Origin of the sequence: Bacillus sp. GbtcB14 (assembly GCF_019091205.1) — a bacterium.
In the GTDB taxonomy this organism is placed as follows: domain Bacteria; phylum Bacillota; class Bacilli; order Bacillales; family Bacillaceae_G; genus Bacillus_A; species Bacillus_A cereus_AG.
This window is the reverse complement of record NZ_JAGXJT010000005.1, coordinates 195,445-213,030: the sequence shown is the minus strand read 5'-3', so window position 1 is coordinate 213,030 and position 17,586 is coordinate 195,445. Positions and strand designations below refer to the sequence as shown.

Here is a 17,586-nt window from a genome sequence, read left to right as displayed (position 1 = left end):
TACGTTTTAATAAACTACACTCTCATAAGGGGGTCCTTCTCATAACCATTGTGCTATTCTGAGTTCCTTTTCATATTGCTGCTTTCACGTAATAAGATGCCAAACTCGAGATTAAGTTTATAGGATGAAGTTACATAGAGATTGGCCCTCTCGTGAAAAAGAAATTGGTGAAACTTTACTTCATTATAACTTAGGCGCTTTCGCCCAATCCGCAGCAAACTTTTCAATACCTTGATCTGTTAATGGATGCATAGCAAGTTGTTCAATTACTTTATAAGGAATTGTTGCAATGTGAGCACCTGCCATCGCTACACGCGTTACATGATCTGGGTGTCTAACAGAAGCCGCAATAATTTGTGTATCTAATTGATGAACCTCGAATAATTCAGCAATTTTAGCAACTAATAGTACACCATCTTCAGAAATATCATCTAAACGTCCTAAAAATGGAGAAACGTATGTTGCACCTGCTCGGGCTGCTAAAAGAGCTTGGTTCACAGTGAAAATAAGTGTAACGTTCGTTTTCACACCTTTTTCAGTAAGATAGCGACAAGCTTCTAATCCTGCTAGCGTCATTGGGAGTTTTATCGTGACATTTTTATCTCCACCGTTAATTTTAATTAACTCTTCTGCTTGAGTAATCATTTCTTCAGCAGTAACAGCATCTGGCGTTACTTCTGCCGAAACAGACTCAACTTTAGGTACTGCCTGACAAATTTCTGCGATACGGTCTTCAAACTTAACGCCCTCTTTTGCTACTAAAGAAGGATTCGTTGTAACACCAGCTAAAACTCCAAGTTTATATGCTTTTTTTATGTCCTCAAGATTTGCAGTATCAATAAAAAATTTCATGATTAATTCCCTCCAGTTTTTAAACGTTGATGAGTTACATGTTTAATATGCTTATCCCGCTATTTGCCGGGCAGTAAGCCCCCGATTGGTTCAACTAATAATCAGTGTGGGGTGAAGCCCCCACTGATTACAGTTTCACTTTATTTCTTTTCTACTGCATGTCCGCCAAATTCATTGCGCAGAGCTGCTACTACTTTTCCTGTAAATGTATCATTGTCTAATGAGCGGTAGCGCATTAATAGAGACATTGCGATAACAGGAGTTGCTGTTTGAAGGTCTAATGCTGTTTCTACTGTCCATTTTCCTTCACCAGAAGAATGCATAACGCCCTTAATTTCATCCAGTTTTGCATCTTTAGAAAATGCATTTTCAGTTAATTCCATTAACCATGAGCGGATTACTGAACCGTTATTCCATACTCTTGATACTTTTTCATAATCGTAGTCAAATTCACTTTTCTCTAGGATCTCAAACCCTTCACCAATAGCAGCCATCATGCCGTATTCAATTCCGTTGTGAACCATTTTTAAGAAGTGACCACTACCAGCTTTTCCAGCGTATAAGTATCCATTTTCTACAGCTGTATCACGGAAGATAGGTTCAACGATGTCCCAAGCTTCTTGATCTCCTCCGATCATGTAACAAGCACCATTACGAGCGCCTTCCATTCCGCCAGAAGTTCCTGCATCCATAAAGTGAATACCATCTTTCTTTAGTTGCTCATATCGGCGGATAGACTCTTTATAATGTGAATTACCCGCTTCAATTAAAATATCTCCTTTTGATAAAAGTGGTGTAACCTCATCAATAACAGAATCAACAACAGCGTGTGGTACCATAACCCAAAGAATTCTTGGTGATTGTAATGACTGAACAAGTTCACTTAAACTAGATGTACCTGTAGCCCCGTACTCTTTCATTTCTTCTACTGCGCTCGTATTTAAATCAAACGCTGCTACTTCATGCTTATGATCCATTAAATTCTTCCCTAAATTTAATCCCATTTTACCTAAACCAATTAATCCTACTTGCATAATATAATTCCTCCTCAAATCATCTTTTATTAAAAATTCAATACACTACGATTTTGAATACCTTTCAATATCGATAAATCCAGAAAGGTATTCACAGTCATAGCTTAAGAATTCAGTACACTTTTTGTAATCTGAACAACATTTTCTGTCGTAAATCCAAATAGATTCATGACTTCAGCTCCAGTTCCTGAAGCTCCAAATGTTTCAATCGATAATATTTTTCCTTCTTGTCCTACATAACGCTCCCATCCAAGAGATACACCCATCTCAAGCGATACTCGTTTCGTTACAGAAGACGGAAGAACAGATTCTTTATATTCTTTCGATTGGCGATCGAATAATTCCCAGCTCGGCATTGCAACGATGCGAACAGAAACTTGTTCTTCTTCTAGTTTCTGTTTTGCACTAGCAGCTAAGGATACTTCTGAACCTGTCGCAATTAAAATCACATCCGGATTTTCATTTGTTTGCGTTAGTACATAAGCTCCTTTAGAAAGATTTTCTATGTTTACTTTCGTTTCATTAAACACCGGTAAATTTTGACGACTAAGTACTAAAACAACTGGACCATCCGTTTGCTGTAATGCATACGCCCACGCGCTCGCTGTTTCATTTGCATCTGACGGGCGGATAACTGTTAAACCAGGAATTGCCCGAAGAGCTGCCAAGTGCTCGATTGGTTCATGCGTTGGACCATCTTCTCCTACAGCGATCGAATCATGTGTGAATACGTACGTAACAGGTAACTTTTGCAACGCAGCGAGTCGAATAGATGGACGAAGGTAATCGTTAAATACAAAGAATGTACTTACGAAAGGTTTTACTCCTCCATGAAGAGCCAGTCCATTCGCTGCCGCGCCCATTGCATGTTCACGTACACCGAAGTATATATTTCGGCCAGCATACGATTCTACTGCATACACTGCTTCACCTTTTATATCTGTCATCGTAGAATGAGAAAGATCCGCACTTCCACCGAAAATAGAAGGAATCGTTTTCACATAATGATTAATAGCTTCCCCACTTGCAACACGAGTGGAAATCGTTTTTTCAGTATCAAAGGATAGAATGTCTTTCGCTTCGATTAAAACCTCACCTGTAATCGCTTTTTCTAATTCATCTGCTAGTGCAGAATTCGATTCTCTGTATAAGTTGAAATGCTCATTCCATTCGTTCTCTTTTTCAGTACCTTTTTGTTTCAGTTCATTAAAATGAGCTGTTACTTCTTCAGGCACAAAGAAGTCTTCCTCATAATGCCAACCATACACTTGTTTTGTCGCTGTTGCTTCTTCTACTCCAAGCGGGTTACCATGTGCTTTGTTCGTTCCAGCAACTTTTGGACTTCCATAACCTATAATGGTTCTAATTTCTATAAGAGTAGGTTGATCCGTATTGTCTTTCGCTAATTGAATAGCTTTTGTAATAGCCTCAACATCGTTTCCATCCTCAACTCTTACATATTGCCAATGTGCAGATTCTACCCTTTTCTGAATATCTTCAGAAAAAGCAATGTTTAATTCACCATCAAGTGAAATTTCATTTGAATCATACAGTACAATTAACTTGCCAAGTTTCATATGCCCTGCCATCGACATCGCTTCATAAGCGACACCCTCCATTAAGTCACCGTCTCCAACTAAAGCGTACGTATTATGATCTATAATAGAGTGACTATCCTTATTGAACTTCGCTGCTAAATGCGCTTCTGCCATTGCCATTCCGACAGCATTTGCAATCCCTTGTCCTAACGGTCCTGTAGTCGCTTCAACTCCAGAAGTGTGACCAAACTCAGGATGTCCTGGTGTTTTGCTATTTAACTTTCTGAAGCTTTTCAAGTCATCAATTGAAACGTCATATCCAGCTAAATGAAGTAAGCTATATAGTAGGCTCGATCCGTGTCCCGCTGATAAAACGAATCGATCACGGTTAAACCATTTTGGATGATTAGGATTGTGATTTAAATGATTCGCCCATAATGCATAAGCCATCGGTGCTGCTCCCATCGGAAGACCTGGATGACCTGAATTTGCCGCATTAATAGCATCAATTGATAACGTACGAAGTGTATTCACTGCTAATTGATTTATGTTTTGTGTCATAGTAATCGTCCCCCTAAGTACTTTCATGAAAGTACTTATTTTTCCGTTTCTTGATCTAACCACCATTTAAATCCACTTTCTTGCAATAATTCATTCGACGCATCTGGACCATATGAACCAGATTCATATTCATGAAGTGGTAATAAGTTCTCCTCGAATGCTTCAAGAATTGGTTGTACCCATTCCCATGACAATTCAACTTCTCTCCAGTGTGCAAAGAATGTAGCGTCTCCACTCACAGCATCATGGATAAGTCTTTCATACGCTTCAGGTACTCCCACATCCACTTGCTCGCAAGTAAAGTTAATACGGATCGGTTCAATCTCTCCATTTTTCAATGGATTTTTACTATTTAACTGTAATGAAACATTCTCACCTGGGCTAATTTCAATTATTAATAAGTTAGGTTCTGCATTTGGATTATTATCTTGATATTGTTGTTTTAACGTATTTTTAAATTCGATTACAATACGAGTAGACTTTTCTTTCATTCTTTTGCCTGTTCGTATATAGAAAGGAACGCCAGTCCAAAATGGATTATCGATCCACAAACGAGCAGCAACAAATGTGTCTATGTTAGAAGAAGGATTTACTCCTGGCTCCTCTTTATACGCTACAACTTGCCCGCCTTTTATCTCTCCTGAAGAGTATTGACCGCGAATGATATGGCTTTGAACGTCTTCTTTTTTTACTTTGCGAAGCGTCTCCATTACCTTTCTTTTTTCCTCTCGAATTTCACATGCGTTAATTTTTTCCGGCAGATTCATAGCAGTCATCATTAATATTTGTAACATGTGATTTTGAACCATATCACGAATGGCTCCGGCGTGATCATAATATCCGGCTCTTTCTTCAACCCCAACCGTTTCACTAGCTGTGATTTGTACATTTGCTATATGTTCTTTGTTCCAAATTGATTGGAGAACAGGATTTGCAAATTCTAGTGCTTCAAGGTTTTGAATCATCGGTTTACCTAAATAATGATCAATACGGTATATCTCGTCTTCTTCAAACGTGCGACTAAGCTTATCATTAAGCTCACGAGCAGATGTAAGGTCGTGCCCAAACGGTTTCTCAATCATTAGGCGTTTCCATCCATCCGTTTTATCAAGTCCGCTTTCCTTAATATTTAAAGCAATGGTCTCGAAAAATTCAGGAGCAACTGAAAGATAGAACATTCTATTACCTTTTATATGTAGTTCCTCTTCCCTTTCACGAACGACTTGTAATAACCTCTCATAGTCTTCCGGCTTACTCACATCTAATGGACAATAACGAAAATTATCTAAAAAACCTTCGAGCTCTGGAGTACCTTCTTCTCTATGACGGGAAAACGTCTCTATTGATTCTTGTATTCTTTTTTGAAAATCTATATGAGATACTTCACGTCTTCCAAGCCCAATAACGGATATTTGCTTTGGAAGCTTTTGATCTCTATATAAGTTATATAGTGCGGGGTAAATTTTGCGTTTCGCTAAGTCCCCTGTCGCTCCAAATAAAACAAAGGTCATTGATTCCAATTTTAGTCCCCCTCTTGTTGTATAATCCTGGTCAATATATTAGAAATGAATTGTACAGAAGCCCATGTTTTATAAAAAACAAAGAGTTATCAAATTCCAATTCTTTTTTATACCTTTCGCTTTCTAATTGTCCCCAATATTAATAGTGCCAATTCAAAGCATTTCTACTACAACTTACTTATTTATCGAACTTAACAAACTAATATATATCAAATTACTTTTAGTAATCAAATAACCTTACGTCTAGTATATTAACTATATAAATTACTATCGTCAATAAAAATGCCTCGAAATAAAGATTCTTTATTTCACAATATTTTTTTTGTGTATTCCTAGTTACCATTCATTTTCAAAGGTAATGATCAATACAATAAATATCAGCTTTATCAAAACTTTTAATTACCTTCGTATTTAACTCACGAGCAGATTTTACATTATGACCAAAAGGCTTTTCTATAATGAGACGGTTCAATCCTTTTGTAGCCCACAATCCACTCTCTTTAATATTTAAAGCAATCACATCAAATACTTCTGGTACAACAGATAGATAAAACATACGGTTTTCAGGAATGTTTAATTCTGTTTCACGCTTTTTTACTAGGCTCAGTAAATCTTGATAGCCCACTATATTCGCTGTATCTAATTGACAATAACGAAATGTGCTAATAAATTCTTCTACTCCTGATTCGTCATCAGTAGATATTCTAGAAAATGTAGCAAGGGATTGTTCTACCTTTGTTTGAAATTCCACATCTGACATTACCTTTCTGCCAATACCGATAATCGAAATAGATTGTGGTATATTTTGATTACTAAATAGTTTATATAAAGCAGGATAAATTTTGCGTTTCGCTAAATCTCCTGTCGCTCCGAATAAAAGAAATGTCATTGAATCCATTTGTTCTCTCCCTTTTAAAACAATTGCTAGAATAGAATATATAAGCTCATTCGCTACTTAGCACAATACTGTCTCTACAACCTCATACTTTACCAATGTTTCTTCAATACAATTTTGCCAAGAGCACGTTCTGACTCACTTATGTGGTGTGCTTTTTTTACGCCTTCTACATGTAAAGGCAACACATGCGTTACAACAGGTTTAATCTTCCCGCCCTCAATTAATTCTGTAATAAGAGAAAGTTCATATCCATTAGGTTCAGTAAATATATGGTCACTCTCAATATTTTTCTCTCTTGATATTTCAGTTTGTGGAATTTCCATACCTTTCGGACCATAAATAGACGCTAACTTTCCATTTTGTGCAAGCACTTTATAACTATCCTTTAGTACATCCCCGCCTAACACATCAAATACAATATTGTAATTATGCAGAAGTAAAGAAAAGTCTTCTGTTTTGTAATCAATGACAGTATCAGCGCCTAGATCCTTTACAAACTGCATGTTTTTCGTACTAGTCGTAGTTGCAACATGTGCACCTAAACTTTTCGCTAGCTGAATAGCAAACGTGCCAATCCCGCCAGATCCAGCATGAATTAAAACCTTATTACCTTTTTGAACATTTGCGAACTTCACTAAACTTTGCCAACTTGTCAAACCTACTAGAGGGATTGATGCAGCTTCCTCAAAAGATAGATTTCTCGGTTTTTTCGCCACATACTTCTCATCTACAGCCACGTACTCTGCATAAGTACCATTTCGTTCAATATCTGGACGACTATATACTTCATCCCCCACTTTACATGCTGTTACGTTTTTCCCTATATCAGCAACTACCCCTGCAACATCCCATCCTAAAACGAGCGGGAAGTTATAAGTAATTACGTCTTGAAGTAAACCTTCACGTATTTTCCAATCTACAGGATTTACACCAGCTGCATAAACTTCAATCAGTACATCGTTGTCTCCCAATAGCGGTGTCTGCATTTCAATCTCTTGTAGTACACTTGTATCTCCATATTGCATAAGTCCTATCGCTTTCATTCTTTCCACTCCTTTACAATGCTGGGAAATGAGGTAGTACTTCTTCTCCTAGCTCATCCAATACTTCGTCAGCTGGACGTTGACCATCAAATAGAGCAAGGAATAAATGATTCACACCAATACTTTTATATATATCAAGTAATTCAATTAGTGCCTTACGCCCTGTACGGTAACCTAAACGTATTGGTGTAGGACGTTCATTTGGATCTTCAGATAAGTCTAAATGCATCGGTTGTATAAATGGTTTGAATACATCTGGATGATAATCCTCTACTCGTTCTCTCCATTGTCCAATTGCTGCAGCCTGATGTACCGGACTACGTGGATAATACATCCATCCATCTCCATGTTCAGCGAACCAGTCCATATTTTGCTGACTAAAACCTGTAATAAAGGTTGGAACACGTTTAGACGGTTTTGGAACTAAATTTGCACCATGCACTTCTCCTAATGTCGACTCAATTGTTGGGAAGTTTTTATACAAAATCTCTTCCAGGTAAGCAAACGCTTCTCTAAACTTTTCACCTCTTGTTTCATGACTAACACCTAACGCTTTAAAATCAGCACGTCGGTCACCGGATGAAACGCCGAGCATAATTCTTTCTGGAAACAGTTGATCTAATGTCGCAATTTCTTTCGCCACACGCAATGGATGGCGAAGTGACAATACGGTTGCCGACGTTCCAAATGCGATTTTCTCTGTTTTACTTGCTAAATACGTTAAATAAATCATCATATCGTAAATTTGACCTGTTGCAGGATCGCCAAAGTCAGGGTCTTGCAGCAATACATCACGAAGCCATACGCCTGTAAAACCGTATTGTTCCGCTTTTTGCACTAACTCTACTTGTTTTTCCATCGTTGGCGCATGAAACTGATAATTTTCAATCGGAATGTGAACTCCTAATGTAAGTTGATCTTTCGCAAACATACGATTATATCCAAAATGGTTCGCAAACTTTTCCATGTGTTTCACTCACTTTCCTTCATTCATATCAATCTATAGTTTTCTTTACTTTACATATTTCTTCTCAAAATTCATGAGCAATACTGTAACACCACATTGTTGCCGATTGTAATCGTTATAACTTTCTTTGTGCTACGAGTGTTATTATAAATCGGTCATAATATGAATAACAGTACGTACTTTAAAGTGATGTAGGCACTTTTAAGTACCTATACTAAGTGAGTAATAATAAACATAATGAATAAATCATGCTGCAAAAATAACATCTATCCTTTCTTCAAAAAGCTTTACAATTGCTTTTACAAGTACGTTATATTAGTTTACGTACTTTCCCCTTCTTTATATAAAATTCTCACTAACAAAATTCAAAATATTATACTTATTTTTCGTACTTTGCTATGCTATAACCACAAACAGGAGGTATACACAATGAAAGCACAAATTATCCATTCTTTTGGGGATTCATCTGTATTTCAATTAGAAGAAGTTTCAAAACCGAAACTTTTACCAGGTCATGTTCTAATCCATGTAAAAGCAACAAGTGTAAATCCAATCGATACAAAAATGCGTAGTGGTGCCGTTTCAACAGTCGCTCCTGAGTTTCCAGCTATATTACACGGAGATGTAGCTGGTATTGTCATTGAAGTAGGAGAAGGTGTTTCGAAATTCAAATCTGGGGATGAAGTATACGGATGTGCCGGAGGTTTTAAAGAAACTGGTGGTGCACTTGCAGAATTTATGCTTGCTGATGCACGACTGATTGCTCACAAACCTAACAATTTAACAATGGAAGAAGCAGCTGTCTTGCCATTAGTTGCAATTACAGCTTGGGAATCTTTATTTGATCGTGCAAATATTAAACCGGGTCAAAATGTTCTCATTCATGGAGCTACTGGTGGTGTAGGACACGTAGCCATCCAATTAGCTAAATGGGCAGGTGCTAAAGTTTTCACAACAGCTTCTCAGCAAAACAAAATGGAAATAGCCCATCGTCTAGGAGCCGATATAGCTATTAATTATAAAGAAGAATCTGTTCAAGAATATGTGCAAAAACATACGAATGGAAACGGATTTGAAGTTATATTTGATACGGTAGGTGGCAAAAATCTCGATCATTCTTTTGAAGCTGCTGCAGTCAATGGAACTGTCGTAACAATTGCAGCTCGTTCAACCCATGACCTCTCTCCTTTACACGCAAAAGGACTTACTCTGCACGTTACTTTTATGGCGTTAAAAATATTACATACAGATAAACGTGACGCTTGCGGGGAAATTTTAACTAAACTAACGCAAATAGTAGAAGAAGGACACCTTAGACCATTGCTAGATTCTAAACCTTTTACGTTTGATGAAGTTGCACAAGCACATGAGTATTTGGAGTCGAATAAAGCAATAGGTAAAATAGTTTTGAAAAACGTTTGGTGACTATAACTCGATACTAAAAATAATGATTCATTCGTGCTGTTTAGCTTAATGCGTAGATTAATTGTACAAATGTTAAACAAGGCGATCAAAAATGATCGCCTTGTTCTTTTTAAAAATATAATAGTGTTTTTCGGATTTCATCAATAGCATATCCCTAACCCTAGAACGAATAACTCTACTATAGCTAGACCGTATTATTACATTTGAATATTACTTATGAAATTTCACACGCTCTTCAAGCGGTTGGAATTCTTTTTCACCTGGTGCAGCTGTTGGATTACCAAATGGCATTTGTGCAATTAGTTTCCAATTAGCAGGAACATTCCATTCTTGTTTTACCTCATCATCAATTAATGGATTATAATGTTGTAAAGATGCCCCTAATCCCTCTGCTTCTAATGCTGTCCACACAACTAACTGGTGCATACCTGATGCTTGGTGTGACCAAATTGGGAAGTTTTCAGCATATGCAGCAAATTTTTCTTGAAGCGATTTAACGATAGCCTCATCTTCAAAGAATAGTACTGTTCCATAACCAGCTTTAAAGGAATCCATTTTTTGTTGCGTTCCTGAAAAATCTCCATCTCCAACTACTTTTCTTAATGTTTCAGTTGTAATATCCCATAATTTATTATGAGCTTCACCAAATAATACAACTAATCGCGCAGTTTGAGAATTGAAAGCTGATGGAGTATATTTCACAGCAAACTCCACGATTTCTTTAATTTTTTCATCTGATACTTGTACCTCTTTATTAATCCCATAGTAAGTACGTCTTTCTTTCAGTGCAGTATAGAAATCTTTTGTCATAATTCATTTCCTCCTAAGTTTTAATATTCTTCAAAATGATACATCTCGAAGATAATATGCGTTTAAATGAGTCCATTTTTGAATCATTGAACTTCATAACACCCATTGTCAGTCATTCTGAATCTAAACACACTGCTTCCTTTAGTTGCCCTAAAAAATCCTTATAGCATCATTGATAAAATCTAGTGACCATTCGGTACTATTTTACCCATTCTCTATTCATGTATCCTGCGTGTTTCATATTTACACAAATATGAAAATAACCTTAAATTGATGATCAAAAAAGCCAGGTAGCACGAATAACGCATTACCTGGCTTTGTACATTTTTAATTTAAATTCAACTAAACATTCTTAATGAATAGTAGTAAAAACTATACTCATCGCTTATTTAATAATTAACATCTCATAAGGATGTTGTTCCATAAATCTATTCTCCCAAGGAATCTCTAATGATGTCCAATTTGAACCACCGTCTACTGACTGATACACTCCTTTATTGCTAAACAGATAAAACGTTCCATCACTTGTTGCCTTTAATACTGGTATGATTGTCCCTTTAGGAGTTGGTAAACCTGCATTCATTTCTGCCCAAGACTGATTTTTTTCTTTCTTATAAATAAATGATTCACAATTTCCATTATTGTAATCATGCGCTACGTGTGGATTTGAAGATGTCGCAATGATAATATTTTCTGGATCATTTGGGTTAACTGCCATTTGATATGCGTAATGATGCTTTAGCCCACTACACATATAGTTCCAAGTCTTACCTCCATCATTACTCTCCGCATACTCTTGACCTGGTTCTTTCAAGAATGAATCACCTAACACCCCGTATAAACGATTTGGGGCATTGCGATGTGATTTAAGAATGTGAATATCTTGAGGATAGTTCCCCTCTTTTTCCTCAGTCCATGTCTTACCTCCATCTACACTTTTAATTAATCCGCCTACCTCAATAGTCGTATAAATAGTTTCTGGATTATTAGCATCAATTTCAATATGTTTTACGTGGTGTGTATATGTTCTTTGAGGAAAGAACCATGATGAATATGATGGCATTTGTCGATAATCTGTTAGCAACTCAAAACTGTCTCCTCCATTTTTGGATACGAACATTGCGCTCGGTTCAGTTCCTACATATACAATCCCGTTACCGTCATCCCCCTTCGCTGGAGATACAGAAACTGCTGTAATAGCTCTCATATGAATAGCATTGGCTGGGAACACTTCACCAAAAGAAGGTAAAGTTCCAATCGCTTCCCATGAACTTCCTCCATCTTTGCTTCTCCATAATCCCCTATCAAAAATACCACAATACATTCTTTCTTGGTCGTATGGATCAGAAGCTAACGCAACTGGATTAGCACCTACAAACTGTGATTGGACGCTCCATGTTGAGTCTTTTTTTTCTGCAATTACAAGTTCTCTATCAAACGCTAATATAAATTTTTCCATAACTAAAATCTCCTCGTTTCATAATATATCTTCTATATTATTTAAATTTTTGCCGTTACAAGTTAAGAGGTGACTTTTATATGCTATAGCATATAAAGGGTAAATTATATAAGGAATATGTGATAATAACTTACCTTATATAATTTGTACACTTCACATCAGTACGATGAACAAGATATCCTGTTAAATCATATAAGTCCATATGTCACCTCCAAATAACCTATAATATATATGCTATAGCATATATATTATAGAATGCATTATTTTATGTCAAACTTTATACTATTTTAAAATCAGTTTTCCACATAGCCTAAAACAATCCAAAAGTCATAAACAGAAACACTTTATTGAATAGAAACTAAAAAAAAGAGTGCAATTTTTTGCACTCTTTTTACTCATTTTTATTAGAAATCAAAGTTATCAGGATCTGGACCAACGCGGTGATTTTCATTTAACGCATCCATTTTGTCCATATCTTCTTTCGTTAATTCAAAGTTAAATACATCAGCATTTGCAATAATGCGGTGTTCTTTCGTTGATTTTGGAATTGTAATTACTCCATTTTGAAGATCCCAACGTAAAATAACTTGTGCTGTTGTTTTACCGTGTTTCTCAGCAATTGTTTGTAATGTTTCATTATCTAATAATTGACCTTGCATTAATGGTGACCATGCTTCCATTTGAATACCTTGTTCTTTACAGAAAGCTTGTAATTCTTTTTGTGTTAAACGAGGGTGGTATTCTACTTGGTTAATCATTGGCTTAATTTCTGCATCTTTTATTACATCTTGCAGATGATGGATTTGGAAGTTACTTACGCCAATGGCACGTACACGCTTTTCTTTATAAAGGGTTTCTAACGCTCTCCACGTATCTTTATATTTCCCTTCTACAGGCCAGTGAACAAGATATAAATCTAAATAATCTAGTTTTAATTTTTTTAAACTTTCTTCATATGCAGCAATTGTTTCTTCGAATCCTTGATCTGCGTTCCATACTTTTGAAGTGATAAATAATTCTTCTCTTGAAATTCCAGTCGCTTCAATACCAGCACGGATTCCTTCACCTACAGCTGTTTCATTTCCGTAAATCGCCGCTGTATCGATGCTACGGTATCCTGCTTTAATTGCTGCTTTAATCGCTTCTACAAGTTCTGGTCCTTCTTCTACTTTAAATACACCTAAACCGAACCAAGGCATTTCTACGCCGTTATGCAATTTTGTTTTACTTTGTAAGTTTTTCATTTTATTTTCTCTCCTTCTTACAATTCCTATCATAATAGTGTGATAAAAAGGCCCTTTTATCTTTCAAAAAATATATTTAATCTCTACAAATGCTATTATGAATGGTTTCATTCTCTTTTTAGTACCGTAAAGCTTGTCTCTCTCCTACATGTACTATTATGAAACATATTTAACATAATAAATAGTACGTACTTTAAAGTAACATAGTTAATTACTAGTGCCATAAAGCTTCTTTCCCTCTCACATGTGCTATTATGAATGATATTTAACATAATAAAAAGTACGTACTTTAAAGTACTATAGGTACTAAAAAGTAACATTTATATAACCTAGCTTATTTTGCTCAAAAATTGAAATCTACATTCCATGAAGAAGGCTTTCAAATGAAGGAATACCCTTTTCCCGTAGAGGCAACTTTAGAGGACATTGCTTAAAAATGTAAAGGACCATGTTCATTACCACAGTCAAATAATAAAAAGGCAAAAACGAACAGAAATATGTTCATTTTTGCCTTTTTATTTAATCATTAAAATGTACGGCTTTTGGAAAGAAAATCTGCATTAACTCACGGATAAGAATTAGTACTTTATCCAAAGGTGCATGACTATATTTAGATGTTACTTGTGTAAGTTCGTTTACCCACTTATCCTTTGTATCTTGATCAAATGTATTCCATATATCAATCTTAATAATAGCCATTCCATCTACGTTACGACCCGGTGTATCGTAAGACTCTTTTGTCTCCCAATTGGACACCCTACTTTTCTCAGCAAAGGTAGCATCACTTGCTACAGCCCCAGCTTTCCCCCAATGTTCTTTCTCAAGTTCCGTTATCAACACTTGAATTTTGTCAGGGACAATTTTTAATAGTTTTATTGTAAATACCGTTACATTATAAATGAATTCCTTCTTTTCTTCTGTTAACATGGTTGGCCAAGTATTTAGCTCAATTAATGGCATAGTATTGCCCACTAAAATTAATTATTCACTCACTACAACTATTGGTTTAAATGATTTTTAACTGCCCTTATAACTAATTCATGATCCTCTTCTGGTGGTAATCCTGAAACTGTTATCATTCCAATAACCCCTACGTCTTTTATTTGGACAGGAAAGCATCCACCAAACGCAGCATAATCCGACCTATCTAAAAGATATTTTTCATTATATGAAATTCCAGTTATTTCACTTTGTATTTGCATATAATACGAGCTATGATTATGCAAAGAAACAACTCGTTTTTTACGCTCAATCCATTGCGTATTTTCCTCAGTTGTCCCTGTCATCTTGAAATGAAATAATTGCACACCATTTTTCGTTATATCCACAGCAATCAATTTTCCCTCTCGCTTTGCTGTTTCAACGATAAATAAACCTAATTGCAAAGCATCTTCATTTGTAAAAGAGGAAAATTGAAGTGTTTCCTCCTCTATTAAAATTTGTTTACTGATTTCATTTAAATTTGAAGTACTCATATGTTTATCCCCCTTACTCACTTTATGCCGCATTGATATTTTTGAATTTCTGTGACTCTATCGTACGACCTTTCCATATAACTAATACCGTAAAGCGTATTCTTCTCTTCTTGGTGCTATTATGAATTATATTTAACGCATTAAAAATGTATGTCCTCTAGTGCTAAACATTTCGTATAGAAGTTTTCTTCCTGCTACTACATACAAGCATAAAAAAACCAGTTACTTAAGCAACTGGTTCGCTAACAATTTCATATGGGATATTCATTCAACCAAAGGAACGCTTGTTCATAATCATCGAAAAATTTTACAGATTCTTTTGTATTGGACTGTTGTAAATAATTCAGTATCTCCCCTTCTTCAAGGAGAAAAGCAATTGCCTTACTGTGGTTCAAAATCGTTTCATTGAAAAACTTCTCTTTCCATGCTTTTTGAACAGAAAAATGATCTGGTATGTATCCTTTTCTATCGACCAGCAATTTGTATTTCCGTCCCTCGGAAATGAATTGCTGACAAACTTGCTCGAATCCATTAAACCATTCATACACATCATCTGTTTTAACCTTGCCAATTAGACGGGTAACAATTATATCTCCTGAAACTGTCGTGCTAATATTCAGTTTACTCAACTTGAAATCATCTCCCTTAGTTACAATTTTATCTTATAAAGTCAATAAGATAAAATTGTAACGTAATAAAGCAACCTTATGTACGAAAAGAGCCTATATAAAAAGGGACAGACTCTCCAAACGGAGAAGTCTGTCCCAAAATCGTTCTATTTTATTTCACATTAGAACTAACAATCGTGAATTAGAATAATGATTTAATACTTGCTAAGACAGTAAGTACACCTACAATAATAACAAATACGTTACTCATTTTCCCTTTGTATTTAGCTAGTACTGGTACTTTTTGAATTGCATACATCGGTAATAGACATAAGATAGCAGCAACTAATGGACCGCTTAGAGAATCAATAAGTCCAAGAATACTTGGATTTGTATAAGCAACAAACCAGCATGATAATACAACAAAAGTAAGGACGATTGTCTTAATCGTTTTTTCTTCAATTACTTTTCCACGTGATTTACCGAACTTAATAATCATGTCACGCATTACTTCAAATGCTCCGATATAATGGCCAAGGAAAGATTTTGTAATAGCCACAAAAGCAATGATTGGAGCTGCAATTGTAATTACAGGTGAATTAAGTTCATTCGCAAGATATGAAAGGATTGATAAGTTTTGCTCTTTTGCCATTTTTAAATCCTCTGGAGTCAAGCTTAATGTACTACTCCAAACGAAGAACATAACTACAGCGAATGTCATGATATAACAAACTTTTTGTATTTGCGCACATTTCGCATCAGTAGCTTCTATTCCATACGTAGCTCTCTGTTTCACAACAAATGATGAAATCATAGGTGAATGATTAAATGAGAATACGATGATTGGCAGAATCAACAATATCGTTCCAAAATATCCTGTTCCTGTTGAAGCAGTAGAAACAGCTGAAAAGCTAAGCATTGACGTATTCCACTGTGGAATTAAAGATATTGCGATAAACAGTAGAGAAGCTATGAAAGGATACACTAGCATACTCATGATCTTTACAGTAATATCTTGACCAAAATTCAGTATAGCGATAAGACCAAGAACTAATACAAGTGATAAAATAGCCCTTGGAGGCTCTGGCATGTGCAATTGATGCACGATAAAACTACTTGCAGTGTTTGTAAGCGCAACCGAATACATTAATACGATTGTATAAATTGAACCGAAATATACGATGTTAAAAATGATACTCGCTTTATTTCCGAAATACTCTCTAATTGTACCTGTGATCCCCTCATCAGCAGAATTAGAAGCGTATATCATTTTAGCAAGTGCCCTATGTGAGTAATACATAACTGGATATGCAAGCAATGTAATTAGTAGTAATGATAATAAACCACCTGAACCTGCATTAATCGGTAAAAAGAGCACCCCTGCTCCAATTGCAGTTCCAAATAGGCTGAGTGCCCATGTAGTATCCTGCTTATGCCACTTTTTCGGATCTGCATATTGCTCATTTTTTAGTGCGATATTTTCAGCTTGAACTTCTATTTTCTTTGCAGTATTCCCGTTCATATAATAACTCCCCCTTGTATCTATTCCTACATCTCTCTTTATAGATACCAAATATTCCCTTTTTCAGAAGATGAATTCCTTACAAGTTGCCCCACATTGTATGTTCTTCATCATAATGAAACCAAATTGAAATATTCGCTAGTTAGCGTCCTAATATAATTGTTAGCGTTCACAAAAAAGTTTACTCGTAATATCCGCTCTTTATATAAAGGCCCCTTAAGAGAACAATATGGAATAGACTTCATAAATACGTTTCAACATTTCTAATAACAGTGTATTACTTTAATGGTTTCTCTTTTTTACTTGTAACAGTAATTTTAGATAAACCAGCCTCTCATAATTTACGAGGCATTTCTTTCTCAATTCTATACATCACTTTAATAGCTTCGGCAGCATTTATGGTATTGATTACACAAGCCACTGAAGCACTTTACATACATTTCGCCTCTAACCACACACCTTTCTTACTAATAATCGCATTTTTTATATTTTCTCCAGAGATAATAAAATTTCTCTCGACGCCCTCATTATAACGTGTATATTTATAAAATTAATATTTTTATATTTTCAGAAATATTAATTGGATATAATTTTACATGGATAATGTTTTACAGTTAGCATGTAACCCTT

The 17,586-nt window shown here is 35.7% G+C and carries 14 protein-coding genes and 1 pseudogene; 1 reads left to right on the top strand and 14 read right to left on the bottom strand.

Features of this window, described 5'->3' with window-relative positions; translation table 11 throughout:
• Nucleotides 1-183 precede the first annotated feature (183 nt).
• The 7 genes from fsa to KVT31_RS16630 all read right to left on the bottom strand — a co-directional run bounded on the left by fsa (nt 184) and on the right by KVT31_RS16630 (nt 8,413).
• A complete protein-coding gene (gene fsa, locus KVT31_RS16660) occupies nt 184-852 on the bottom strand; it encodes a fructose-6-phosphate aldolase (protein ID WP_088097101.1) in 669 nt (222 codons plus the stop codon).
• 140 nt (nt 853-992) lie between these two features.
• Complete coding sequence (gene gnd / locus KVT31_RS16655) at nt 993-1,886, bottom strand: phosphogluconate dehydrogenase (NAD(+)-dependent, decarboxylating) (protein ID WP_048525136.1); 894 nt, start codon at nt 1,884-1,886, stop codon at nt 993-995.
• Nucleotides 1,887-1,990: 104 nt separating this feature from the next.
• Nucleotides 1,991-3,985, bottom strand: coding sequence for a transketolase (gene tkt / locus KVT31_RS16650; protein WP_088097102.1), 1,995 nt, complete (start codon nt 3,983-3,985; stop codon nt 1,991-1,993).
• 35 nt (nt 3,986-4,020) lie between these two features.
• Complete coding sequence (gene zwf, locus KVT31_RS16645; RefSeq protein WP_088097103.1) at nt 4,021-5,505, bottom strand: glucose-6-phosphate dehydrogenase; 1,485 nt, start codon at nt 5,503-5,505, stop codon at nt 4,021-4,023.
• 349 nt (nt 5,506-5,854) lie between these two features.
• On the bottom strand, nt 5,855-6,403 hold the full coding sequence (locus KVT31_RS16640; RefSeq protein ID WP_088097104.1) for a glucose-6-phosphate dehydrogenase: 549 nt from the start codon (nt 6,401-6,403) through the stop codon (nt 5,855-5,857).
• 89 nt (nt 6,404-6,492) lie between these two features.
• A complete protein-coding gene (locus KVT31_RS16635) occupies nt 6,493-7,446 on the bottom strand; it encodes an NADP-dependent oxidoreductase (protein WP_088097105.1) in 954 nt (317 codons plus the stop codon).
• Between the two features lie 13 nt (nt 7,447-7,459).
• Nucleotides 7,460-8,413, bottom strand: coding sequence for an LLM class oxidoreductase (locus KVT31_RS16630; RefSeq protein WP_088097106.1), 954 nt, complete (start codon nt 8,411-8,413; stop codon nt 7,460-7,462).
• A 429-nt stretch (nt 8,414-8,842) separates the two neighbouring features.
• Between KVT31_RS16630 and KVT31_RS16625 the strand changes: the two genes are divergently transcribed.
• The gene (locus KVT31_RS16625) at nt 8,843-9,838 is read left to right on the top strand and encodes a zinc-dependent alcohol dehydrogenase family protein (RefSeq protein ID WP_088097107.1); all 996 of its coding nucleotides are present in this window, start codon (nt 8,843-8,845) and stop codon (nt 9,836-9,838) included.
• Nucleotides 9,839-10,048: 210 nt separating this feature from the next.
• Here the strand turns inward: KVT31_RS16625 and KVT31_RS16620 are convergent, their stop codons facing one another.
• From KVT31_RS16620 to KVT31_RS16590, 7 genes and pseudogenes are all read right to left on the bottom strand, one after another.
• Entirely contained in the window at nt 10,049-10,648 is a 600-nt protein-coding gene (locus KVT31_RS16620; RefSeq protein WP_071725055.1) for a nitroreductase family protein, read from the bottom strand.
• Nucleotides 10,649-11,033: 385 nt separating this feature from the next.
• The gene (locus tag KVT31_RS16615) at nt 11,034-12,107 is read right to left on the bottom strand and encodes a WD40/YVTN/BNR-like repeat-containing protein (protein ID WP_088097108.1); all 1,074 of its coding nucleotides are present in this window, start codon (nt 12,105-12,107) and stop codon (nt 11,034-11,036) included.
• A 404-nt stretch (nt 12,108-12,511) separates the two neighbouring features.
• The gene (locus KVT31_RS16610; RefSeq protein ID WP_088097109.1) at nt 12,512-13,351 is read right to left on the bottom strand and encodes an aldo/keto reductase; all 840 of its coding nucleotides are present in this window, start codon (nt 13,349-13,351) and stop codon (nt 12,512-12,514) included.
• Between the two features lie 526 nt (nt 13,352-13,877).
• Nucleotides 13,878-14,311: pseudogene (locus KVT31_RS16605) on the bottom strand (tautomerase family protein).
• Between the two features lie 38 nt (nt 14,312-14,349).
• Nucleotides 14,350-14,826: a heme-degrading domain-containing protein gene (locus KVT31_RS16600; RefSeq protein WP_088097111.1), complete on the bottom strand. Its 477-nt coding sequence runs from the start codon at nt 14,824-14,826 to the stop codon at nt 14,350-14,352.
• A 251-nt stretch (nt 14,827-15,077) separates the two neighbouring features.
• Nucleotides 15,078-15,482 carry an STAS/SEC14 domain-containing protein gene (locus KVT31_RS16595; RefSeq protein ID WP_140392508.1) on the bottom strand — a complete coding sequence of 135 codons (405 nt, stop codon included), beginning with the start codon at nt 15,480-15,482 and terminating at the stop codon, nt 15,078-15,080.
• Between the two features lie 154 nt (nt 15,483-15,636).
• Nucleotides 15,637-16,956 (bottom strand): aromatic amino acid transport family protein, encoded by a 1,320-nt coding sequence (locus KVT31_RS16590; RefSeq protein WP_088097113.1) that lies wholly within the window; start codon nt 16,954-16,956, stop codon nt 15,637-15,639.
• Between the last annotated feature and the right edge of the window lie 630 nt (nt 16,957-17,586).